Below are 22,816 nucleotides of genomic sequence, written 5' to 3'. Positions count from 1 at the left end.
AGCGGGAGCCCGCCCCCGGGCCGCCGCCCCGCCCGCGCCGGGCGGCGGCCGAGGTCGAGTGGGCGGAGCTGCACTGCCACTCCTCGTTCAGCTTCCTCGACGGCGCCAGCGATCCGGCGCGGCTCGTGGAGGAGGCCGCGCGGCTCGGCGTGGGCACGATGGCGGTGACCGACCACGACGGCATGTACGGGGTCGTGCGGTTCGCCCAGGCGGCCCGCGAGGCAGGTGTCCGCACGGTCTTCGGGGCCGAGCTGGGCCTCGGCGCCGAGACGCCGCGCGCGGGCGAGACCGATCCGGCCGGGCGGCACCTGCTCGTGCTCGCGCGCGATCCGGCGGGTTACGCCCGGTTGTGTTCGGCCATCACGGCGGCGCAGCTCGCCGGCGGACGGAAGGGACGTCCGGTCTACGACCTGGAGGCCCTCGCGGACGCGCACGAGGGCCACTGGGCCGTGCTCACCGGATGCCGGAAGGGGCCCGTGCCCGCGGCGCTCGCCGAAGGCGGACCGGAGGCGGCCGGGCGCGAACTCCACCGCCTGATCGGCATGTTCGGGCGGGAGAACGTGTTCGTCGAGCTGATCGACCATGACCAGCCCGGCGACGACGTCCGCAACGACGCCCTGTTCGCGCTCGCGCGCGAGGCGGGGGCGCAGGTCGTGGCGTCCAACAACGTGCACTTCGCCGCGCCGGGGGCCGAGGCGCGGCTGGCCGAGACGATGGCGGCCGTCCGGGCCCGGCGCTCCCTGGACGACATGGTCGGCTGGCTCCCGGCGAGCGGCACGGCGCACCTGCGCAGCGGCCGGGAGATGGCCGCGCGCCTGGCTCGCTTCCCGGGCGTCCTGGAGCGGACCGCCGCGCTGGGGGCCGAGTGCGCCTTCGACTTCTCCGTCGTGGCGCCGAGGCTCCCCGACTGGCCGCTGCCCGAGGGCAAGACCGAGGCCGACCATTTGCGGGACCTCGTCGCCGAAGGGGCGCTCGCACGGTACGGCACGCCCGAGAACGAGAGCATGCCCGGCGCCCATGCACAAATCGCCAAAGAGCTCGACATCATCGAAAGTCTGGGATTTCCCGGCTACTTCCTGATCGTCCACGACATCGTGGCGTTCTGCAAAGCCAGGAACATCCTCTGCCAGGGGCGGGGGTCGGCGGCGAATTCGGCGGTCTGCTACGCGCTCGGCATCACCGGCGTGGACGCCGTCCGGCACGGCCTGCTGTTCGAGCGGTTCCTCTCCCCCGGACGCGACGGACCGCCCGACATCGACCTCGACATCGAGCACAACCGCCGCGAGGAGGTCATCCAGTACGTCTACGACAAGTACGGACGGGCCTGCACCGCGCAGGTCGCGAACGTCATCAGCTACCGGCCGCGGATGGCGGTCCGGGACGCCGCCCGCGCGCTCGGCCACTCCCCCGGCCAGCAGGACGCCTGGTCGCGCGGCATCGACTCCCGCGACCCCGTCGGCGCGGAGACCGCCGTGCCCGAGCCCGTCCGCGACCTGGCGCAGCGGATGCTGCGGCTGCCCCGGCACCTCGGCATCCACTCGGGCGGGATGGTCATCGCGGACCGTCCCGTGGGCGAGGTCTGCCCCATCGAGTGGGCGTCCATGGAGAAGCGCAGCGTCCTGCAGTGGGACAAGGACGACTGCGCCGCCGCCGGGCTGGTGAAGTTCGACCTGCTGGGCCTCGGCATGCTCTCGGCCCTGCACGACTGCTTCGACCTCGTCCGCGAGCACCACGGGAAGGACTACGACCTGCAGTCCGTCCCGCCGGAGGACTCGCAGGTCTACGACATGCTCTGCGACGCCGACACGGTCGGGGTGTTCCAGGTCGAGTCGCGGGCGCAGATGTCCGCGCTTCCCCGGCTGCGTCCGCGCCGCTTCTACGACCTGGTCGTGCAGGTGTCGCTGATCCGGCCGGGGCCGATCCAGGGCGGGTCCGTCCACCCGTACCTGCGGCGGCGCAAGGGGCTGGAGCCGCCGACCTGCCCGCACCCGCTGATGGAGGCGGCGCTCGCCCGCACGCTCGGCGTGCCGCTGTTCCAGGAGCAGATGATGGAACTGGCCATCGCCTGCGCCGGGTTCACCCCCGCCGAGGCCGACCGGCTCCGGCAGGCCATGGGCGCCAAGCGCGCGCCCGAGCGCGTCGAGCGGCTGCGGGAGCGGCTGATGCGCGGCATGGCCGAGCGCGGCATCCCCGACGACGTCGCCGAGGACATCTACCAGAAGATCCTGGGCTTCACCGGATACGGCTTCCCCGAGTCGCACGCGCAGAGCTTCGCGCACCTGGTGTACGCGAGCGCGTATCTGAAACGGCACCATCCGGCCGCGTTCACCGCCGCCCTCCTCCGCAACCAGCCGATGGGCTTCTACAACCCCAACTCGCTGCTCGCCGACGCGAAACGGCACGGCATCACCGTCCGGGGCGTGGACGTCAACGCCAGCGACCTGCATGCCACCCTCGAGGAACCGGTCGCTCCCACGCGCGTCCACAAGCACGCGCCGGACGAGCCCCAGCCCGCGATCCGCGTCGGGCTGGCGAGCGTCCGCGACCTGGGGACGGACACCGCCCGGGCGATCGCCGCCGGACGCCCCTACCGCGACATGGAGGACCTGGCCCGGCGCGTCCCGCTGTCGGCGGCGGCGCTCGAAGCCCTGGCGACGGCCGGCGCGTTCGGCTGTTTCGGGATGTCGCGGCGCGAGGCGCTGTGGGCGGCGGGCGCGTTCGCCGGGCACAGCCGGGACGCGATGGAAGGCGTCACGCCGGGAACCGTCGCGCCCGCGCTGCCCGCCATGACGCCCGTCGAGGAGACGCTCGCCGACCTGTGGTCCACCGGCATCGCGCACACCCACCCCATGACGCACGTCCGCGAGGCGCTGGACGAGCTCGGCGCGGTCCCGGCCGCGGCCCTCGGCGACCGGCCCGGCGAGACGAACGTGGTGGTCGCCGGGCTCGTCACGCACCGGCAGCGGCCCCCGACGGCGGGCGGCATCGTCTTCCTGAGCGTGGAGGACGAGACGGGCGTGATCAACGTGGTCTGCCAGCCGCAGGTGTTCGCCCGGTACCGCGCCCTCGCCATGGACTCCCAGGCCCTCCTGGTCAACGGGCGGCTCGAACACGTGGACGGCGCCGTCAACATCCGCGCCACCCGGCTGCGGCGGCTGCCCGTCCCCGGCCGCGTCCGGTCACGCGACTTCCACTGATCCCGGCGCTCTCCCGTCCGGGGGCGTCATCGGCCCGCGGCGCGGTCGCCGGCGCCGGGCCGTCCGGCGGCGAGCAGTTCGGAGACGGTCACCAACGTGTAGCCCTCGGCCTTCAGCCGCGCCGCGATCCGGGGGACGGCGTCCACGGTCGGGCCGAAGACGTCGCGCATCACGATGACCGCGCCCGGACGCGCGCCGGCGACGGCCCGCGCGGCGACGGCCGAGGCGTCCCGGTCGCGCCAGTCGAGGGTGTCGACGGTCCCCGGCGACTGGACGAGGCCGAGCGAGCGGGCGACGTCCGCGACCACCCCGTTGGACGCGCCGTAGGGCGGCCGGAGCAGCGCCGGGGCCCGGCCGGTGATCTTCCGGACGGCGTCCTGGGTCTGCTGCAGCTCGGTGTGCACCTGGATGGGCGTGAGCCGGGTCAGATCGCGGTGGTCGCGCGTGTGGTCGCCGATCTCGTGCCCCTCGCGCACCGCGCGCCGCAGCACCTCCGGGCGGGCGGACGCGCTGGAGCCGACGACGAAGAACGTGGCGCGGACGTCCGCGCGGGCCAGTTCGTCCAGCAGCCGGGGCGTGTCGGGCCCGGGACCGTCGTCGAACGTCAGCGCCACGCACCTGGCGACCGCGCAGTCCACCCGCCCGGACGGCGTGCGCGCGCCCTCCCCTGGCAGACGTCCCCCCGTGGCGTCCGGCCCCGTGGTCTCCGGCCCCGTGGTCTCCGGCCCCGTGGTCTCCGGTCCCGTGGTCTCCGGTCCCAGGGCGAGGCCGGGCCGGGCGGCGAGGGACGCGGCGCGGGCGCGGCGGCCGAGGTCCGACAGCAGCGGCTCGAACTCCGACGCGGACAGCGCGACCGCCACCCGGCCGGGCGCGTCCGGCGCGACCGAGTGGTCGCTGAACTCCACGACCAGGTCGCCGTCCTCGTTGAAGGCCATGGACGCGAAGGTCGCGGCGTCCGCGGTGACGCGCCGCGGGTCGGCCTTGGCCCCGATGCGCGCGCGGACCCGGTCGGCGAGGCGGCCCAGCCCGTACTCGCCCCGGACCAGCGCGGACGACCCGACGGCCCGTCCGGCGCGGCCGTCGTACCAGTAGGTGCGCCGGGTCTCGCCCGCGCCGGCGCCCTGCGACTTCCAGCTCGCCAGCCGGACGCCGACGACGTTCGCGGACGCGGCGGTCAGCGTCCACTGCAGGTTCAGCTCCGGGACGAGGGCGCCGGGCGGTCCGCGGTCGGTCCCGGTCTCCCGCTCGTAGGGTTCGGTGAGGTCGGCCACGGCACGGGCGAGCCGGGCGGTCAGCGGGCCCGCGCCGGGCACGACCGGGTAGGCGGTGAAGAGGCGGCGCCGGGCGTCCGACTCGGTGCGGGTGACGGTCTCCAGACCGGCGACGGTCGCGGGGTCCACCGCGTTCGGGAGGGTCGGGTCGGACGCGGCCTGCCGCGTGCCGGCGCCGCTCGTGCCGCATCCCGCCGCAGCGGCGCCGAGCAGCAGCCCCGCCGCGAGGACGGCCGCCGCTCCGCGCCGCACAGGTCGCACGCCACTCCTACCAGCCAGAACCCCATCAATCAGACAGAACGGCAGACTATGGCGGCCGGAAAGGCGGGAGGTCCATTTCCGGACCGCCATGAACCAGGTTTGCCCATTTCCGATTCTCCTTTACTTGCCTTTGACCTTTCGATGGCTCTGGCCCTACCGACTGCGTCTCTGCCATCGTGTGACGGTCGGGGGAATCCGTGCGGATGCGCGGAGTTCAGGGGACGCAGGGTGATCGCCATGGCGGGTCGGCCACTGGGACCGGACGACCCGGTGCGCGTCGGCGCGTACCGGCTCGAATCCAAGATCGGCGAGGGCGGGATGGGCGCGGTCTACCTCGGCCGCGCCGAGGACGGCCGCCGCGTCGCGGTCAAGGTCGTCCGGCCGGAGCTGGCCGGGGACCCGGCGTTCCTCGCGCGCTTCCACGACGAGGCCGTCAACGCCGAGCGGGTCGCCTCGTTCTGCACCGCCAAGGTGCTCGAGCACGGCGAGGACCTGGGCCTGGCCTACCTGGTCACCGAGTACATCGAGGGCCCGTCGCTGCTCCAGCACATGAACCGGCAGGGGCCGCTCACCGACGGCATGGTGCACGGCGTGGCGGTCGGCGTGGCGACGGCGCTCGTCGCCATCCACCGGGCGGGCGTGGTGCACCGCGACCTCAAGCCGAGCAACGTGCTGCTGTCGCTCACCGGCCCGCGCGTCATCGACTTCGGCATCGCCCGCGCGCTGGACGTCGCCGTCTCGCACACCCGCACCGGCCAGGTCGTCGGCACCCCCGGCTACATCGCGCCCGAGCAGGTCGCCGGGCAGGAGGTGACCCCGGCGGTGGACGTGTTCGCCTGGGGCTGCCTGATCGCCTACGCCGCCAGCGGGCACAACCCGTTCGGCCGGGGCTCGTTCGAGATCATGATCGCGCGGTCCCTGCACGCCGAGCCCGACCTCGGCGCGCTCACCACCGCCCCGCTGGCCGGCCTGGTCCGCCGCGCGCTCGCCAAGGACCCCCGGAGCCGGCCGAGCGCGCAGGACCTGCTGCTCGAGCTGGTCGGCGGCGTGTCCGACTCGGCCGTGTCCACCACCCTCCACCAGGCGTGGGACGAGCCGCCGGCCGAACCGCCCCCGCCACCGCCCGAACCGGACGGACCCCCGGCCGAGCCGAAGGGATCGCAGGCCGGGTCACACGCGCCGCCGTCGTCCGGGGCCGCGCCCCATCCCCCGACCGAGGTGGGACGCAGCGAACCCACGCATCCGCCCACCCAGGCCGCGGGCGTCCTCCGCCAGGAGCAGGCGGCCGCCGACCGCGCCCCACAGCCCGGTCGCGGTGCGCGTCCCCAGGGCGTTCCACAGACCGAACCCGGGCAACGGACCGGTACCGGGCCATGGCCCAATCCCGTCCCTCAAGCCACCCCCGACCACCACGCCGGTTCTCGTCAGCCGGACGGGCAAGGATCGCCTCCCGCCAGCGTCCGGAGACGGCGCACCGCACCGCTGCTGGTCGCGCTCGCCGTCGCCGCGGTCGTGGCGGCCGGAGGGGCCGCCGCCTACATGGCCACCCGCGGATCGGCGAAGCACAGCAATACGGCGGGCGGTACGACCGGCTCAGCGGCGCCGGCCTTCCCCCACGAGACGATGCTCGTCCGCCAGGACACGGCACCCGGCTGGCCGCAGAAGTGCCATGCCCGCATCGCCCGGTACCCCACGGACGCGACCGCCGCCCCGTCGGCCGTGACGTCCGGAAGCTGCGACATGCTCCCCGCCTACACCCCCGACATGCGCAGGTTCTCGTTCATCCGCAGGACCGGCGGCGGAAACCAGCTCTGGACGGCCGACGCCGACGGCGGGAACGCCGCCCGGCTCGTCGGCAAGGTCGGCGGCGGCCGGACGGCCTGGTCCCCCGACGGCGGCAGGATCGCCTACTTCGCCCCCGACGACGCCGGTGTCGACCAGCTCTTCACCGTGACCGTCGCCGACGGGAAGAGCACACAGCTCACCACCGACCGGGCCCGCAAGGGCGACCCCTCCTGGGGACCGTCCGGCCGGATCGCCTTCTTCAGCGACGCCTCCGGCGAGAACCAGATCTACCTGCTCGACCCGCAGCGTCCCGACCAGCAGCCCGTGCGGCTGACCAGGGACGACGTCTTCGCCAAGGACCCGGCCTGGTCGCCGGACGGCACGTGCCTGGTGTTCACGCGCGGCGCCTACCCGCACGGCGAGATCTGGATCATGGGGGCCGACGGGTCCGGCGCGCACCGCCTGGTGGGCTCGTCCGAGCACGAGATGGACCCGGTGTGGGCGCGTGCGGGCGGGTGGGTCGCCTACACGCGCGGACCGTACGCCACCCCGGTGGTCCGGGCGGTGCGCGCCGACGGATCGGGCGACCGCCGGATCAGCCCGCCGGGGTCGTCTCTCGCTCACCCGAGCTGGTGACCGCCGGTCCCCGCGCCAACCGGCTCGGCCACCACATGCGCGCGCCGACGTCCAGCGTCAGGGCGGTGACCAGCACCGACCGGACGACGAAGGTGTCCAGCAGGACGCCGAACGCGACGGTGAAGCCGAGCGCGGTGACGAACACCAGCGGCAGCGAGCCGAGCGCGGCGAACGTCCCGGCGAGCACGGCGCCCGCGGAGGTGATCACGCCGCCGGTCGCGGCGAGGCCGATGAGCGCGCCGCGCCGCGTGCCGTGCCGTCCGGCCTCCTCGTGCACGCGCGTCATGAGGAAGATGTTGTAGTCGGTGCCGAGCGCCACCAGGAAGACGAACGTCCACAGCGGGAACGACTGGTCCACCCCGGCGAACCCGAAGAGGTGCTTGAACACCAGCGCGCTCACCCCGAGCGCCGCCGTGTACGACAGCACGACGGTCAGCACCAGGACCACCGGCGCGACCACCGCCCGCAGCAGCAGCCCGAGGATGAGGACCACGACGCCCAGCACGATCGGGATGACGAGCCACTGGTCGTGCCGGGACGCGTCGCTGACGTCCAGCGTGAGCGCGGCGCCTCCGCCGACCTTCGCGGCGGCGCCCGCGACGCCGTGGACGGCCGTCCGTGCGTCCCGGACGGTCCGGAACGCCGCGGCGCTGTCGGCGCGGGCGGTCAGCGTGCCCTCCATGTACGCGACGCCGCCCCGCGCCGGGCCGACCTGGTGGACGCCGATGACGCCCGGCACCTGCGCCACCGCCGCCTGCGCCTGCGGCTGCCGGTCCGCGCGGGAGACGATGACCAGCGGCGAGCCGGTGCCCGCCGGGAAGTGCCTGGTCAGCACCTCCTCACCGGTGACCGAGTCGGGTTTGCCGGAGCTGAAGGCGTCCTTGTTGGCGACCGGCCCGGTGTGCAGGGTGAACAGCGCCGCCGACAGCGCCCCGAGGACGACGGCCGTCCCGAGCCAGGTGACGCGCGGGCGCGCCGCGATGCGCGCCCCGGTCCGCGCCCACAGGCCGCGCTCCGCCGGTTCGGCGGTGCCGAACGCGGGACGGCGCGGCCAGAACACCCAGCGGCCGAGCGCGACCAGGATCGCGGGCAGCAGCGTGACCTCGGCGAGCATCGCGACGGCCACGCCGATCGCCATCACCGGGCCCATGCTCTTGGTGGAGTTCAGCTCGGCGACCAGCAGCACCAGCATGCTGAGCGCGACCGTCGTGCCGCTCGCGACGATCGCCGGACCGGCCCGGTGCAGCGCGATCGCCATCGCCTCGTGCCGGTCCGCGTGCCGCCGCAGCTCCTCGCGGTAGCGGGCGATGAGCAGCAGCGCGTAGTCGGTGCCCGCGCCGAACACCAGCACGGTCAGGATGAACGCCGCCTGCCCGTTGACGGTCAGCCCGGCGTGCGCGGCCAGCAGGTACACCACCCCCTGCGCCGCCTCCAGGGCGAAGAACACGCAGATCAGCGGCAGCAGCCAGAGCAGCGGGCTGCGGTAGGTGAGCAGCAGGATGAGGACGACGATCGCGGCGGTGATGAGCAGCAGCGTCTTGTCGAAGCCGCCGAACACGTTGCCGAAGTCGCCGCCGTACCCGGCCGGTCCGGTGACGTGCGACGACAGACCGGGCGGATCGCCGTGCCGGGTGATCCTCCGGAAGTCCTTGACCGCCGTCCCGAGCAGGTCCCAGCCGGACGACCCGACCCTGACGTAGACGATCGTCTGCAAGGCACGTCCGTCCTGGGAGACGACCGGCCCCTGCACCGACGCGACGACGGACCGGCGCGGCTCGCCCTTCGGCTTTCCGGTCACGGCCCTCAGCGCGACCGCGTCGGCGGTGGCCTTCGCACGGTCGGCGGCGGTGACGGCGCCGCCGGCGCGCTCGTAGACGACCACCGCCGGGTACACGTCGGACGGCACGAACGGCTTCGACAGGTTGAACGCCTCGGTGGACTCGGCCTTCTTCGGCAGCCATGACGAGGCGTCGTTCTTCTGCACGTGGACGAGCCTGCCCGCCAGCGGCGCCATGACCATGACGACCACCACCCACGCGACGATGACCGCCCACTTGGTCCAGCGCCCGCACGGCAGCGCGGAGATCCTGTTCACGCTCGACATCGCCCCCTCGCAAGCGTGTCCGCCCGCCTCCAGTGCAACCCGGCCGCTCGGGCGCGGCAAGACATGTCGCGTTAAGTCAAGGGAAAGTAAAGTTCCCTGGCCATAAGCGTGCAGGTGGACGGGCGCCGGCGTCCGCAAGCGGCCACCCCGCTCGGGCGGCGGCTCCGGTCAGCCGCGTGCGGCTCCGGTGCGGCTCCGAGTCGGTCGGCACGACTCCGGTCAGTCGGCACGACTCCGGTCGGTCGGTACGGCTCCCGTCAGCCGGTGATCATGTCGAGGCGGCGCAGGATGACGCCCTCCCGGAGCGCCCACGGGCACACCTCCAGGACGGGCAGCCCGAACAGGTCCATGGCGGCGTCCGCGACGATCGCCCCGGCCGGCAGCAGCGGCGCGCGCCGCTCGGACACGCCGGGCAGCCCGGCCCGCTCGGCGGCGGGCATCCGGGCCAGCCTGTCCGCCCACTCGGCCAGGTCGGCGTGCCGCAGCTCGCGCCGCACCAGCGGGCCGTCCGAGGACGGCGCGGCCCCGGCGATCCGGGCGAGCTGCCGGAACGTCTTGGACGTGGCGACCGCGTGGTCGGGCGGGCCGTACCGGGAGACCTCCCCCACCCGGCGCGCGATCTCCGCGCGGACGTGCCGGCGCAGCTCGCGCACGCGCTCGGGCGACGGCGGGTCGGACGCGAACCACTCGCGGGTCAGCCGGCCGACGCCGAGCGGCAGCGAGATCGCCACGTCCGGGTCCTCGTCGATGCCGGTGGCGATCTCTAGCGAGCCGCCGCCGATGTCCACCACCAGCAGCCGCCCGGACGACCAGCCGAACCAGCGGCGCACCGCGAGGAAGGTCAGCCGGGCCTCGTCCGGGCCGGGCAGCACCCGGATCTCCACGCCGGTCTCCGCGCGCAGCCGGGCCAGCACCTCGGCCCCGTTGGCCGCCTCCCGGACGGCGGAGGTCGCGAACGCGACCAGGTCCTCCACGCCCTTGTCCTCGGCGACGCGCAGCGCGTCCCGGACGAACGCCAGCAGCCGCGCCTCGCCCTCGGCGGTGAGCCGGTCGCCGTCGAGATGGGCGGCGAGCCGCATCTCCTCCTTGTGGGAGAAGGCGGGCAGGGGCCGGGCCCCCTGGTGGGCGTCCACCACGAGCAGATGCACCGTGTTGGAGCCCACGTCCAGCACACCGAGTCGCATGGTGCGAACGGTATAGCCGCACAAGGCATGACAACGAATCAAAGAAGGGACATCGCCCCCGGTCGTCACACCTGTCCGACTCGGTCGTCGGGGTCGTCCGGCTCAGTCGTCGTGCTTGTCCTCGGTGAGGGCGTCCACGCAGACCGCCACGGCGAGCACGAGCGGGACGTCGTAGCCGTCCACGATGTCCACCGCGTAGGTGTCGCGGACCCGGAACCACTTGCGTGAGATCAGCGCGACCGGGCCGTCCACGCCCTCGATGCCGTACTCCTTGTCGAGCAGGTCGCCGCGCACGGTCCACTCGCCGCCGCTCTCGTGGTCGACCTTGAGCTGGTCGCGGAACAGCGTGAAGTGCTTCTTGTGGACGGTCGCGATGCGCTCGCCGCCGCGCTCGACCACCATCGAGTCGTGCACGCTCATCAGCTTCCTGCGGATGACCGCCACGACCTCGCCCTCGCGGGTCTTCAGCTCGAACGTCTGCCGGATCCGCAGGGCCTTGCCGTCGACGAGGAAGACCTTCTGGCCCGTCTCGTCCTCGACCCAGAAATCCTCGCCGACGCCGAACACCCGGTCGCGAATGAGGAACTTCATGCCCGCATGCCTCCGTCCCCGCGGCGGAGGAAGCCGCCGCTACGGATACCGTGGCGGACGTGAGTGAGGACACGCAACCCGCGGCCCGGTGGCGCGTGCCGCCGGCGCAGACCGCCGTGAAGGCCGTCGCGGCGGCGGCGCTCACCGCGCTCGCGCTCGCCTCCCTGGACGATCCGCAGTTCGTGCTGCTCGCGGGGGTCGCGGCGGTGGGCGCGGCGGTGCTCGCGGCGCGCGACGTGCTCGCCCCGGTGCGGCTGGAGGCCGACGCGGACGGGCTGACGGCCGTGCGCGGCTACGCCCGGCGGGAGCGGCTGGCGTGGCAGCGGGTCGTGGCCGTCCGGGTGGACGAGCGCAGGCGGCTGTTCAGCAGGACGATGCTGCTGGAGATCGAGACCGCCGACGACCTCGTCATGCTCAGCCGGTTCGACCTGGGCGCGGACGTCCGCGACGTCGCCGAGACGCTGACCGCCCTGCGCGACCGCGCCACGACGCCCTGACCGTCCCGTCCCGACCGCCCGTCCCGGGCTGACCATCCCGTCCCGACCCGTCCCGCGCTGACCGTCCCGTCCGTCGTCCGACCGCCGCCGCGCCGAGGCCCGGAAAGCGAAACGGCCCGGGCGGAGGCCCGGGCCGTCTCGTCACGCCTGGTCAGGACGGCAGTTCGTCGCCCTCGGCCGGGTAGGACGACTGCGCGCCCTCCCCCAGCACCGCCGCCGCGCCCACCCGGACCGCGAACCGCGCCGCCGACTCCAGGTCGTCGCCGCGCGCGAGCCGCAGGCAGAGGGCGGCGGTGAACGCGTCCCCGGCGCCGGTGGTGTCCACCGGCTCGACCCGCGGCGACGGGACGGTCCGGGCGCCGTCGCGGGTGGCGACGAGCGCGCCGTCCGCGCCGAGGGTGATGACGACCGACCTCGGGCCGAGCTCCAGCAGCGCCGTCGCCAGCGTCGCCGGGTCGTCCGACGGGTCGGCGGCGGGCAGCAGGAACGCCGCCTCGTGCTCGTTGACCACCAGCGGGTCGCAGAGCGCCAGCAGGTCCGACGGGACGGTCGCGGCGGGCGACAGGTTCAGCACGACCCGCGCCCCGGCGTCCGCCGCGGCGCGGGCCGCCGCCGCGACGGTCACCAGCGGGATCTCCAGCTGCAGCGACACCACCGCCGCGCCCGCGACCAGCTCGCGGGCCGCGACGACGTCCTGCTCGGTGAGCCGGCCGTTCGCGCCGGGCGACACGATGATGCTGTTGTCGCCGTCAGGGCCGACCGTGATCAGCGCGACCCCGGACGGGCCGTCCGCGACCAGCAGGTGGGTGACGTCCACCCCGGCGGCGAGGAGCGCCTCGCGCAGCAGCGCGCCGTTGCCGTCGTCGCCGGTGCGGGCCAGGATGCCGACCCGGCCGCCGAGCCGCCCGGCCGCGACCGCCTGGTTGGCGCCCTTGCCGCCGGGCAGCGTGACGAGGTCGGAGCCGAGCACCGTCTCACCGGGGCCGGGCCGCCGGTCGACCCGGACGACCAGGTCGGCGTTCACCGACCCCACCACGACCACCTCGTGCGCCATCTGCCTCTCCCTGCCTCAGCCCGCGAACCGGTCGGCGTTCTCGCGGGTCGCGACCTTCACCGGCACCGCGTTCGTCGGGTCGATCCTCTCACCCTGCGCGGCCTTGATCGCGCTCTGCACGGCCATCTGGCCGAGCAGCCGCGGCTGCTGGGCGACGGTCGCGAACAGCGTGCCGGCCTTGACCGCCTTGACGCCGTCCGGGGTGCCGTCGAAGCCGACGACCTTGACCTGCGTCCCGGCCTTGGAGCCGAGCGCCTTGATCGCGCCGAGCGCCATCTCGTCGTTCTCGGCGAACACGCCGTTCACGTCCGGGTGGGACTGGAGCAGGTTGGTCATGACGTCGAGGCCCTTGGTGCGGTCGAAGTCCGCGGGCTGCTTCGCCACGACCTGGATGCCGGGGTACTGCTTGATGCCCTCCTCGAAGCCCTGCCCGCGCTCGCGGGAGGCGGAGGTGCCCGGCTGGCCCTGGATGATCACGATCCTGCCCTTGCCGCCGAGCGACTCGGCGAGGGTCTTGGCCGCGTCCTTGCCGCCCGCGACGTTGTCGGACGCCACGAACTGGGACAGCTTCGCGCCGTTCACGGTGCGGTCGGCGGCGACCACCGGGATGCCGGCCCGGTTGGCGGCCTGGACCGCCGGCGCCGCGGCGTCGGAGTCGACCGGGTTGACGACGATCGCCTTCATGCCCTGGCTGCTGTAGTTCTGCACCTGGTTGACCTGCTGCGACGCGTCGTTCTGCGCGTCCTGGACGGTCAGGGTGACGCCCTGCTTGCGGGCCTCCTCCTGTCAGGGTGACGCCCTGCTTGCGGGCCTCCTCCTGCGCGCCGTCCCGGAACTGGACGAAGAACGGGTTGTTCAGCGTGGAGACCGACAGGCCGATCTTGATGTTCTTGTGCGCGCCGCCCGCGACGCCGCCCGATCCGCTGGACTTGTCACCGGTGGACGCGACGCCGACCGCGATCGCGACGACCGCCGCGAGGGCGACGGCCGCGCCGGCCCACGCCTTGCGCGACGACAGCCGCAGGCCCTTGCGCCGGACGGTGTCCAGCAGGACGGCCAGGGCGATCACGACACCGATCACGACCTGCTGCCAGAAGGCCGACACCGACAGCAGGTTCAGGCCGTTGCGCAGGACGGCGAGGATCAGCGCGCCGACCAGGGTGCCGAACGCGCGGCCCTTGCCGCCCGCCAGGCTCGCGCCGCCGATGACGACGGCGGCGATGGCGTCCAGCTCGTAGCCGTTGGCGGCCTGCGGCTGCGCCGAGGCCAGCCGGGACGCCAGCACGATGCCCGCGACCGCCGCGAACGCGCCGGACAGGGCGTAGGTGACGAGCTTCTGCCGGTCCACCCGGATGCCCGACAGCCGGGCGGCCTCCTCGTTGCCGCCGATGGCGTACATCGCGCGGCCCGAGTAGGTGCGGGCCAGGACGACGGCGGTGATCCCGCCCATCGCCAGCATCACCAGGACGGGCACCGGCAGGTAGTCGCCGATCGTGTCGCCGAGGTGGGTGACCGCGGACGGCAGCTGGATCGGGCTGCCGTCGGAGATCACCAGCGCCAGGCCGCGCGCCACGCCGAGCATGGCGAGCGTCGCGATGAACGGCGGAAGCTGCCCGTAGGTGATGAGCAGGCCGTTCACCAGCCCGGCCGCGAGGCCGACGAGCACCGCCAGCACCAGCGCGACGGGCCAGGGGACGCCGTGGTCGGTGGCCGTCCAGGCGAGCACGACCGCCGACAGGGCGGCGACCGCGCCCACCGACAGGTCGATGCCGCCGGTGACGATGACGTAGGTGACGCCGAACGCGAGGATGGCCGTCACGGCCGCCTGCACGCCCACGTTCAGCAGGTTGGTGACGGTGAGGAAGTCGCCGGACATCAGCGCCAGGACGACCACCAGGACGACCAGCCCGGCCAGCGCCCCGTTCTCCCCGAGGAACCGCCTGGCGATGCTCGGTCCGTTGTTCTGCCGCGTCTCGCGCGGAGTGGTGGTGCTCATGATGGGTCCTTCTGGGAGTTCTCAGGGGTGGTGGCCACGGCGAGCTCCATCACCTCGTCCTGCGTGGCCTCGGCGGCGAGCAGCTCGCCGGCGATCCGGCCGCGTGCCATCACCAGCACCCGGTCGCTCATCCCCAGCACCTCGGGAAGGTCGCTGGAGATCATCAGGACGGCCCGCCCGGCCGCGGTGAGCCGGTTGATCAGCTGGTAGATCTCGACCTTCGCGCCGACGTCCACGCCGCGGGTCGGCTCGTCCAGGACGAGCACCCGGGCGTCGGCGAGCAGCCACTTGCCGATCACGACCTTCTGCTGGTTGCCGCCCGACAGCGTGCGGACCTCCTGGCCGAGCCCGGACATCCGCACGCCGAGCCGCTCGGCCATACCGGCGGCCTCGGCGCGGTTCTTGGAACGGTCCACGATGCCGCCGCGGCTGGCCGACCCGAGCGTGACCAGGCCGAGGTTCTCACCGACGTCCGCGCCGAGCACCAGGCCCTGGCCCTTGCGGTCCTCGGGGACGAGGCCGAGGCCCGCCTCCCGCGCCGCGTGCACCGAGCCCGACGGCAGCCGCTTCCCGTCCACCAGCACCTCGCCGGTGTCGTAGCGGTCCGCGCCGAACAGCGCGCGGGCGACCTCGGTGCGGCCCGCGCCGACCAGGCCGGCGAGGCCGACGACCTCGCCCGCCCGGACCTCGAACGACACGTCCTCGAACGCGCCCTCGCGGCCGAGCCCCCGCACCTGCAGCAGGACGGGACCCGGCTCGGTCCGCTCGCGCGGGTACTGCTGCTCGATCGAGCGGCCGACCATCAGCCGGACCAGCTCGCGCTCGGGGGTGTCCGCCGGGACCTGCCCGACCGAGCGGCCGTCGCGCAGCACCGTCACCCGGTCCCCGATGCGGGGGATCTCCTCCAGGTGGTGGGTGATGAACACGACGGCGACGCCCTGGTCGCGCAGCCCGGACACGATCTCGAACAGCCGGTCCACCTCGCCGGTGGTCAGCACGGCGGTCGGCTCGTCCATGATGAGGATCCGCGCGTCCAGGCCGAGCGCCTTGGCGATCTCGACCATCTGCGCGCGGGCGATGCCGAGGTCGCCCATCCGGGTGCCCGGGTCGACGTCCACGCCGACGCGGGCCAGCAGCTCGCGCGCCCGCTCGTTCATCGCCTTCCGGTCGACCAGGCCGAACCGGCGCGGCTGGCGGCCGAGGAACAGGTTCTCGGCGACGGTCAGCTCGGGGACGAGGTTGAACTCCTGGTAGATCGTCGCGATGCCGAGCCCGGCGGCGTCCTGCGCCGACCGGATCTCGACGGCCTTCCCGTCCACCTCGATCGTGCCCTCGTCCGGACGGTGCGCCCCGGACAGCGTCTTGATCAGCGTGCTCTTGCCGGCGCCGTTCTCGCCGAGCAGCACATGCACCTCGCCCGGACGCAGGTCGAAGTCGACCCCGTCCAGCGCCTGCACGCCCGGGAAGCCCTTGCGCAGGCCCCGCACGCGCAGGATCTCTCCGGATCTCCCGGTGCTCATGCCGGAACGCTCCCTTCGTTGTGCCTTCCGTCCCGTCGGCGGCCCCCGGTCGGCGGCTCGCCGCAGGATCCGCGGACGACCAGTCGCGCCCGCAGCGTCACCGACCCGACCTCCCGCCCGGCCACGCGCTCGGTGAGCGCGCGCACGGCGCGCCTGCCGAGTTCCTGGACGGGCTGGGCGATCGCGGTCAGCGGCGGGTCGAGGTGGATGAACCAGGGGACGTCGTCGTACGAGGCGAGCGCCACGTCCCCCGGGATCGACAGCCCGCGCGCGTGGATCTCGTCCAGCGCGCCCAGGGCCATCAGGTTGTCCCCGGCGACCACCGCGTCGGGGGGTTCGGGGAGGTCGAGCAGGCGGGCGAGCGCGGCGCGCCCGCTGGCGGCCTGGAAGTCGCCCTCCTCCAGGTACTCGGGCCGCACCGGCAGGCCGCGGCGCGCCAGGGCGCAGGCGAACGCGTCGGTGCGCTCGCGGCCGGTGGACAGGATCGACGGGCCGGAGACGAACGCCGGCCGCGTCCGGCCGAGGTCGAGCAGGTGCCCGACCAGCCGGTCGATCGCCTCCGCGCCGTCCGCCCGGACGGTCGGCACGTCGAGGCCGTGCAGCGTGCGGTCGAGGAAGACGACCGGGGTGCCGGACTCGACGGTGTCGCGGACCAGCGGCGTCAGCTCGGCGGTGGGGCACAGCAGCAGGCCGTCCACGCGGCGCTCCAGCAGGGTGCGCACGTAGTCGTCCTGGCGGTCCGGCCGCTCGTCGGCGTTGCCGATCACGACCGCGAACCCGGCGGCGCGCGCCTCGTCCTCGACGGCGCGCGCCAGCTCGGTGAAGAACGGGTTGAGGATGTCGCCGATGACCAGCCCGATCGTGCCGGTCGCGTCGGTGCGCAGCGAGCGCGCCACCGCGTTGCGGCGGTAGCCGAGCCGCTCGACCGCCGCCAGCACCCGGGCGCGGCTCCGCTCCGACACGGTCGCGCTGTCGTTGAGCACGCGCGAGACCGTGGCGACGGACACGCCGGCCAGCCGCGCCACGTCCTTGACGCTGGCCTGGCCGTTCGGCCTGCCTTGGGGCCTGACGCCGGACCTGTCGCCGGACTCGCCGCCGTCCCTGGCCTGGGCCATGCCGCACCCCCTCTCGGGAAGCCGGTGATGTAATCGTTTACATCACTCGTGTAAACGATTACACCATCAACCTTCTTCCCGCAAAACCCAGGAAGATCAGAGAGCGCCCAGGTCACCGCCGCCCCGCGGAATCCCCGGCCGCCATCCCCGTCCGAGGGGGGCGGGGTCCCGCCGGACGCCGCGAATAGGGCAGGGTACGGCGTCCGGGACGATCATGAGACCCGGAGCCATCCCCGAGGCCCCGGAAGGAGCCATCACCCCCATGCGTATCGCGATCATCGGAGCCGGGCCGGCCGCCGTCGCGCTGATCGACACCCTCACCCGACCGGGAGCCGACGTTCCCGAGATCACGGTGTTCGATCCGGCGCCGCACCCCTGGCGCGGACGGCCCTACGCCCCCGACCTGGACAGCGTGCTCGTGAACGTCCCGCCCGCGCTCATGTCGGTGCGGCCGGACGACCCGCAGCACTACGCGTCCTGGCTGGGCGGGCGCGGCGCGGCGTACCACGATCCGCTGCTCGGCGCGCCGCTGGTCCCCCGCGGACTCTACGGCGAGTACCTGGAGGAGACGGCCGAGAAGGCGGTGGCCGCCGGAGACGTCCGCCTGGTGCCCGCGCGAGCCGTCGCCGTGACGGGTGATCTGCGGGTCCGGACCGAGGACGGCCGGGAGCACGACACCGACCGGCTCGTGCTCTGCGTCGGGTCCGGCACCCCGGCGGATCTCTACGGCCTCGGCGGGGCGCCCGGCCACATCGGCGACCCCTACCCGCTGTCGCGGACCCTGCCGGACGTGCGGCCCGACGCGTCCGTGGCGATCATCGGCAGCAGGCTCACCGCGGTGGACGTGGCCGTGTCGCTCGCGGCGCGGGGCCACGACGGCCCGATCCACCTGCTGTCGCGCGGCGGAATGCTGCCGCACGTCTGGCAGCGGCCGGACGGCTGGCGGCCCGAGCACCTCACCCCGGAGGCCGTCCGGGCGCTCGGCGCCGAGGTGACCCTCGCGGCCCTCCGCGAGCTGCTCCGCGCCGAACTGGACGGTCTCGGCGAGGACCTCGCCGACCTGGAGGCGGATCTGCGCGCCGCCGCCACCGAGGACCCGGCCGCCCGGCTGCGCCGGCAGATCGAGGAGGTCGCCTCTCCCCTCCAGGCGCGGCGGCTGCTGCAGGACGCCTGCCACACCGTCATGCCGGAGGCGTGGCCGCTGCTCCCGGAGGCCGACCGCGCCCTCCTGCGGCGGCACGCGCGCCTGGCGGTGTCGGTGGCGTCCCCGATGGTCCCGGTGAACGCCGTCCGCCTGCTGTCGCTCTACGACTCCGGGCAGCTCACCTCGGTGGCGGGCGTCCGGTCGGTCGTGAGCGCGGACGGAGGCTTCAGGATCGAGGACGCCGGGGGGACGCGGCACGCGGACGTGGTCGTGAACGCCGTGAACCCGCCCCCCGGCTCGGTTCCCGCTCCCGCCGCCGAGCTGGTCGCGGCGATGCTGGCCGGAAGGCTCGCCGCGCGGCACCCGGACGGCGGGATCGTGCCGGCCGATCCGCGCGTGCACGTCGTCGGCGACCTGCGCGGCGGTCGACCGTTCCTCACGGGCGGCATCCCGGACGTCGCGGGCGCGGCGGCGCGCGCGGCGCGGGCGCTCATGCGGGGGTGAGCGAGGCGAGGTCGACCTGCTCGGAGAGCTCGGCGATGCTCGCGTACCAGCCGCGCCCGACCGGCAGCCCCCGCCGGGTGGCCAGGAAGGCCGACGTGGCGTCGGCGGGCACGCCCGCGAAGTCGGCCCACGCGCGGTGCGCGCCGTCCAGCGGGACGGCCGTGACGCGCAGGCCGTCCGGGCCGGTCCAGACCTCCATGCACCCAACGTTACCGATCAAGCGCGCAGGGTCGCCGGGCGGGGGTTGACCGGACGGCTCGGGCCGGTCGATGATCGGCGGATCCCACGGGAGGTTCTCCATGGCGGGTCCCGAAGCGGCCGAGCCCGGATCGGCGGCGGATTCACGGTCGGCGGTGCGGCCCGAGACGGCGGCGCACTCCGAGATCGCGGAAGAACCGAAGGCGGTGGAGTCGCCGGCACCGGAGGCGGTGGCGGAGTCGCCGGAACCGGGGGCGCCGGTGTCGGCGCGGACGGCCGAGGCCGCCGACGTGGACCGGATGGCGGCCGTCCTCGCCCGGGCGTTCGCCGACGATCCCGTGTGGAGCTGGCTGCTGCCGGACGAGGCGTCCCGGCCGCGCCGCCTGGAGGCGGCCTTCACGATCCTGCTGCGCGAGGTCCATCTCGGCCATGGGTCGAGCGAGCACACGGGGCGCTTCGGCGGCATCGAGGCCGCGGCGCTGTGGGATCCGCCCGGCCGGTGGCGGACGCCGCTGTCGGCGCAGGTCCGTCAGGCCGTGCCGCTCATGCGGGCGTTCGGGCTGCGGCTGCCGGTCGCCCTGCGGGCCCTCGGCCGTATCGAGAGCCACCATCCGGAGGAACCGCACTGGTACCTGGCGTTCCTGGGCACCGATCCGCAGGCGCAGGGCAGCGGGCTCGGGACGGCGCTGATGCGCTCGCGGCTCCGGCGCTGCGACGAGACGCGGACGGCGGCCTACCTGGAGTCGTCCAAGGAGAGCAACGTCCCGTACTACGAGAAGTTCGGGTTCAGGGTGACCAGGGAGCTGCGGCTGCCCGGGGACGGGGCCCCGCCGGTGTGGCTGATGTGGCGGGACCCCGAGGGCGTTTGATCCGCCGGGTCAGGAGCGCTCGCCCAGGAGGTCCTGGCGGGCGCGGTAGGCGGTGTCGGAGTTGTCGGTGAACATGCCGTCGATGCCCGCCTTGAAGTACGCGTCGTACTCCTTGAACACCTTCCCGTAGTCACCGGGGTTCGTCCCGTTGCGCAGGTCGGTCGGCAGGAACGTGTTCTCGTTCCGGAAGGTGTAGGGCACGACCTTGAGTCCGGCCTGGTGCGCGTCCTTCACGAGCGGCCCGGGGGTGCCGAGCGAGCCGTCCGCCTTGGCCGGGATGACCATCGTCTTCTCGGGGCCGATCCAGTCGGCGTAGGTCCGCACGGTCTTCAGGCCCGCGGGCTTGACCATGTCCGCGTAGGTCGGGCCCTGCCCGTTCGCCACCGTGTCATAGGGGGCGCCGCTGGCCGACAGGCACTGGAGGACGGTGACGTGCGGCAGCGCCTTGTGCAGCTGCTGCAGGCTGGTCGGCTCGAACGACTGGACGACCGTCCGGCCGCCGCGGTCGAAGCCGTTCCGCCGGATCGTGGCGGCGAGGGTGTTCTCCAGCGGCAGCCCGATCGAGCGGAAGTAGGTCGGGTGCTTGGTCTCCGGCACGATCCCGATCCTGCGGTGGTACTGCCGGGTGAACCGCTTGGCCAGGTCGATGACCTCCTGGAGGGTCAGCAACTGGTACCGGCCGTCGTAGAGGGTGTTGTGCTGCCGGACGGCGGGCAGCCGCTCCACGGCGCGCAGCGTCTTGAGCTCGGCGAGGGTGAAGTCCTCGGTGAACCAGCCGGTGATCTTCGTGCCGTCCACCGTCTTGGTGGTCTTCCGGCCCGCGAACTCCGGGTGGGACGCGACGTCGGTGGTGCCGCCGATCTCGTTCTCGTGCCGGACGACCAACTGGCCGTCCTTGCTCGCGACGAGGTCGGGCTCGATGAAGTCCGCGCCCATCCGCACGGCCAGCTCGTAGGACCCCTCGGTGTGCTCGGGCCGGTACCCCGACGCGCCCCGGTGGCCGATGATCAGCGGCCCGCGGACGGCGGTGAGGGCGGGTTCGGCCTGCGCGGACGAGGCGGGCGAGGGCGACACGGCGGGCAGGGCGGTGGCCGTGAGCGCGGCGACCGGCACCAGGACGGCCGCGGCCGCCGCGAGGGCTCGGGCTCGACGGATCATCGGTCGGGCTCCCTTCGGGGGGGTTCGGGGGATGTGAGGTAGCCGGAACGTACATGCCGGACACCGCCCCGGCCGGGGGCCGTCCGGTGACGTCCCGGCCAACCTTGATCGCCCGGCTGGTGAACGCGTCCCGGGAACCCGCAGGCGGCGAAGGGGGCGCCGGCCACGGGGGCCGTGATTCCACGGATCCGTCGGTCACTGATCCGTCTGTCACTGATCTGTCGGTCACGTCTCGGCGGCCGGCGGACCCGGAGCCACGGGACGCCCCGCCCGGCGCGAGGCCGGACGGAGCGTCCGCGGAGAGAGCGCCGACCGGACCGCGCCGGGGTCCCCGGCCGTCCGGCCGCCGGGCGTCAGCCCATCCAGTCGAAGGTGGCCGGGTCCGGGCCGAGGCGCCGGTCGGCGTCCATGTCGGCGATCACGGCCATCTCGGACTCGGTCAGCTCGAAGTCGAACACGTCGAAGTTCTGGGCGATCCGCTCCGGCGTGACCGACTTCGGGATGACGATGTTGCCGAGCTGCAGGTGCCAGCGCAGCACCACCTGCGCCGGGGTCTTCCCGTGCGCCTCGCCGATGGGCGCGAGGGCCGGGTCCTCCAGCAGTCCGCGGCCCTGGCCGAGCGGGCTCCACGCCTCGGTGCGCAGGTCGTGCTCCTGGTGGAAGGCGCGCAGCCCTGCCTGCTGGAAGTACGGGTGCAGCTCCACCTGGTTCAGCACCGGCTTCACGTCGGTCTCGGCGAACAGCCGCTCGAACGTCCCGACGGTGAAGTTGGAGACGCCGATCGCGCGGACCCTGCCGTCCTTGTAGAGCTTCTCGAACGCCCGCCAGGTGTCCACGTACTTACCGTGCGAGGGCACCGGCCAGTGGATGAGGTACAGGTCCAGCACGTCCAGGCCGAGCCGCTCCATGCTGGCGTCGAAGGCGCGCAGCGTGGAGTCGTAGCCCTGGTCGGAGTTGAACAGCTTGGTCGTGACGAAGAGCTCGTCGCGGGCGATGCCGGAGGCGCGCAGCGCGCGTCCGGTGCCCGCCTCGTTCTCGTAGGCGCTCGCGGTGTCGATGCTGCGGTAGCCGGTCTCCAGGGCGGCGGAGACGGCCTTCTCCGCCTCGTCGTCGGAGACCTGCCAGACGCCGAAGCCGAGCTGCGGCATCTCGACGCCGTTGTTCAGTCGCACGTTCGGTACGGTCACGTTCCCCCCATTCGTGTGTGGTCGCATCTGTCGCCGTTCTACCGGATCTTTCGATCCATGCCCCGAAAGCGCGGCCATGAAAGATGTCGGGGTTTCCCACGATGTGACGTCGCGGAGGGCGCGGGCACGATGCGGGGTACCGCCACCCGTCACAGGAGCCCCGCCATGCCCTCCCCCCTGCCTCCCGGTTTCCGCATGCCCCCGGCGGCCCAGCTCGCCTGGCTGATGGCCGATCCGACGGGCTTCTACGAGGCGGGCCGCCGCCGGTTCGGGCCGGTCTTCACGGTGCGCTATCCGGGGCTGCCGCCGGAGGTCTGCGTCGCGACCGCCGAGCTGGCCGAGGAGGTCTTCGCCACCGACGGCGGGCCGGGCCGCGCGGGCGAGATGCGCCGCGCGTTCATCGGGCCGCTGGTCGGCGAGCAGTCGCTGCTGTGCCTGGACGGCGAGGCGTGGTGGCGGCACCGCCGCCTGGTCAGCCCGCCGCTGCACGGCCGCGCGGTCGCCGCGTGGGCGGACCGCGTCGCCGCGATCGCCGCGGCCGAGGC

16 protein-coding genes and 1 pseudogene are annotated in these 22,816 nt (G+C 74.1%); 6 read left to right on the top strand and 11 right to left on the bottom strand.

The genetic code is table 11. From position 1 onward, the window contains the following. On the top strand, positions 1 to 3,197 hold a 3,197-nt coding region (locus tag DZF91_RS04125), incomplete at its 5' end, for an error-prone DNA polymerase (protein WP_199486398.1). A gap of 26 nt (positions 3,198 to 3,223) precedes the next feature. Here DZF91_RS04125 and DZF91_RS04120 read toward each other — a convergent pair. Further along, on the bottom strand, positions 3,224 to 4,729 hold the full coding sequence (locus DZF91_RS04120) for a polysaccharide deacetylase family protein (RefSeq protein WP_147340986.1): 1,506 nt from the start codon (positions 4,727 to 4,729) through the stop codon (positions 3,224 to 3,226). Between the two features lie 237 nt (positions 4,730 to 4,966). Here DZF91_RS04120 and DZF91_RS40925 point away from each other — a divergent pair, with 237 nt between their 5' ends. Then, entirely contained in the window at positions 4,967 to 7,150 is a 2,184-nt protein-coding gene (locus DZF91_RS40925) for a protein kinase domain-containing protein (protein ID WP_147340985.1), read from the top strand. On the opposite strand, the gene DZF91_RS04110 is transcribed toward DZF91_RS40925, so the two are convergent. From DZF91_RS04110 to DZF91_RS04100, 3 genes are all read right to left on the bottom strand, one after another. Then, positions 7,110 to 9,254 (bottom strand): MMPL family transporter, encoded by a 2,145-nt coding sequence (locus tag DZF91_RS04110; protein WP_117356161.1) that lies wholly within the window; start codon positions 9,252 to 9,254, stop codon positions 7,110 to 7,112. The genes DZF91_RS40925 and DZF91_RS04110 overlap by 41 nt on opposite strands. A 257-nt stretch (positions 9,255 to 9,511) precedes the next feature. Further along, positions 9,512 to 10,438: a Ppx/GppA phosphatase family protein gene (locus tag DZF91_RS04105; RefSeq protein WP_117356160.1), complete on the bottom strand. Its 927-nt coding sequence runs from the start codon at positions 10,436 to 10,438 to the stop codon at positions 9,512 to 9,514. Positions 10,439 to 10,540: 102 nt separating this feature from the next. Continuing rightward, on the bottom strand, positions 10,541 to 11,029 hold the full coding sequence (locus DZF91_RS04100; protein WP_117356159.1) for an LURP-one-related/scramblase family protein: 489 nt from the start codon (positions 11,027 to 11,029) through the stop codon (positions 10,541 to 10,543). 59 nt (positions 11,030 to 11,088) lie between these two features. Between DZF91_RS04100 and DZF91_RS04095 the strand changes: the two genes are divergently transcribed. Next, positions 11,089 to 11,526: a PH domain-containing protein gene (locus DZF91_RS04095; protein ID WP_199486397.1), complete on the top strand. Its 438-nt coding sequence runs from the start codon at positions 11,089 to 11,091 to the stop codon at positions 11,524 to 11,526. 151 nt (positions 11,527 to 11,677) lie between these two features. On the opposite strand, the gene DZF91_RS04090 is transcribed toward DZF91_RS04095, so the two are convergent. The 4 genes and pseudogenes from DZF91_RS04090 to DZF91_RS04075 all read right to left on the bottom strand — a co-directional run bounded on the left by DZF91_RS04090 (position 11,678) and on the right by DZF91_RS04075 (position 17,211). After that, on the bottom strand, positions 11,678 to 12,580 hold the full coding sequence (locus DZF91_RS04090; RefSeq protein ID WP_117356157.1) for a ribokinase: 903 nt from the start codon (positions 12,578 to 12,580) through the stop codon (positions 11,678 to 11,680). Positions 12,581 to 12,595: 15 nt separating this feature from the next. After that, positions 12,596 to 14,576 (bottom strand): annotated as a pseudogene (locus DZF91_RS43050) (ABC transporter permease/substrate-binding protein). Then, positions 14,573 to 16,096 (bottom strand): sugar ABC transporter ATP-binding protein, encoded by a 1,524-nt coding sequence (locus DZF91_RS04080; RefSeq protein ID WP_117356156.1) that lies wholly within the window; start codon positions 16,094 to 16,096, stop codon positions 14,573 to 14,575. Before DZF91_RS04080 ends, DZF91_RS43050 begins: the two are co-directional and overlap by 4 nt. Then, entirely contained in the window at positions 16,093 to 17,211 is a 1,119-nt protein-coding gene (locus tag DZF91_RS04075; RefSeq protein WP_117356155.1) for a LacI family DNA-binding transcriptional regulator, read from the bottom strand. The genes DZF91_RS04080 and DZF91_RS04075 overlap by 4 nt, the downstream gene beginning before the upstream one ends. Before the next feature lie 262 nt (positions 17,212 to 17,473). On the opposite strand from DZF91_RS04075, the gene DZF91_RS04070 reads away from it, so the two are divergent. Further along, entirely contained in the window at positions 17,474 to 18,859 is a 1,386-nt protein-coding gene (locus DZF91_RS04070; RefSeq protein WP_117356154.1) for an FAD/NAD(P)-binding protein, read from the top strand. Here the strand turns inward: DZF91_RS04070 and DZF91_RS04065 are convergent. After that, entirely contained in the window at positions 18,846 to 19,058 is a 213-nt protein-coding gene (locus DZF91_RS04065; RefSeq protein ID WP_117356153.1) for a hypothetical protein, read from the bottom strand. The two genes, DZF91_RS04070 and DZF91_RS04065, sit on opposite strands and share 14 nt — an antisense overlap. 100 nt (positions 19,059 to 19,158) lie before the next feature. Here DZF91_RS04065 and DZF91_RS04060 point away from each other — a divergent pair, with 100 nt between their 5' ends. After that, the gene (locus DZF91_RS04060; protein WP_199486396.1) at positions 19,159 to 19,926 is read left to right on the top strand and encodes a GNAT family N-acetyltransferase; all 768 of its coding nucleotides are present in this window, start codon (positions 19,159 to 19,161) and stop codon (positions 19,924 to 19,926) included. A gap of 9 nt (positions 19,927 to 19,935) precedes the next feature. Here the strand turns inward: DZF91_RS04060 and DZF91_RS04055 are convergent, their stop codons facing one another. Then, positions 19,936 to 21,084, bottom strand: a complete 1,149-nt coding sequence (locus DZF91_RS04055; RefSeq protein WP_117356152.1) for a glycerophosphodiester phosphodiesterase — start codon at positions 21,082 to 21,084, stop codon at positions 19,936 to 19,938. A gap of 353 nt (positions 21,085 to 21,437) precedes the next feature. Then, the gene (locus DZF91_RS04050; protein WP_117356151.1) at positions 21,438 to 22,298 is read right to left on the bottom strand and encodes an aldo/keto reductase; all 861 of its coding nucleotides are present in this window, start codon (positions 22,296 to 22,298) and stop codon (positions 21,438 to 21,440) included. Positions 22,299 to 22,436: 138 nt separating this feature from the next. On the opposite strand from DZF91_RS04050, the gene DZF91_RS04045 reads away from it, so the two are divergent. After that, positions 22,437 to 22,816, top strand: a 380-nt coding sequence (locus DZF91_RS04045) for a cytochrome P450 family protein (RefSeq protein ID WP_199486395.1), incomplete at its 3' end; no start/stop codon positions are given.

It is taken from the genome of Actinomadura logoneensis, assembly GCF_003428695.1.
Taxonomy (GTDB): Bacteria; Actinomycetota; Actinomycetes; order Streptosporangiales; family Streptosporangiaceae; genus Spirillospora; species Spirillospora logoneensis.
This window is presented reverse-complemented; position numbering and strand designations above follow the sequence as displayed.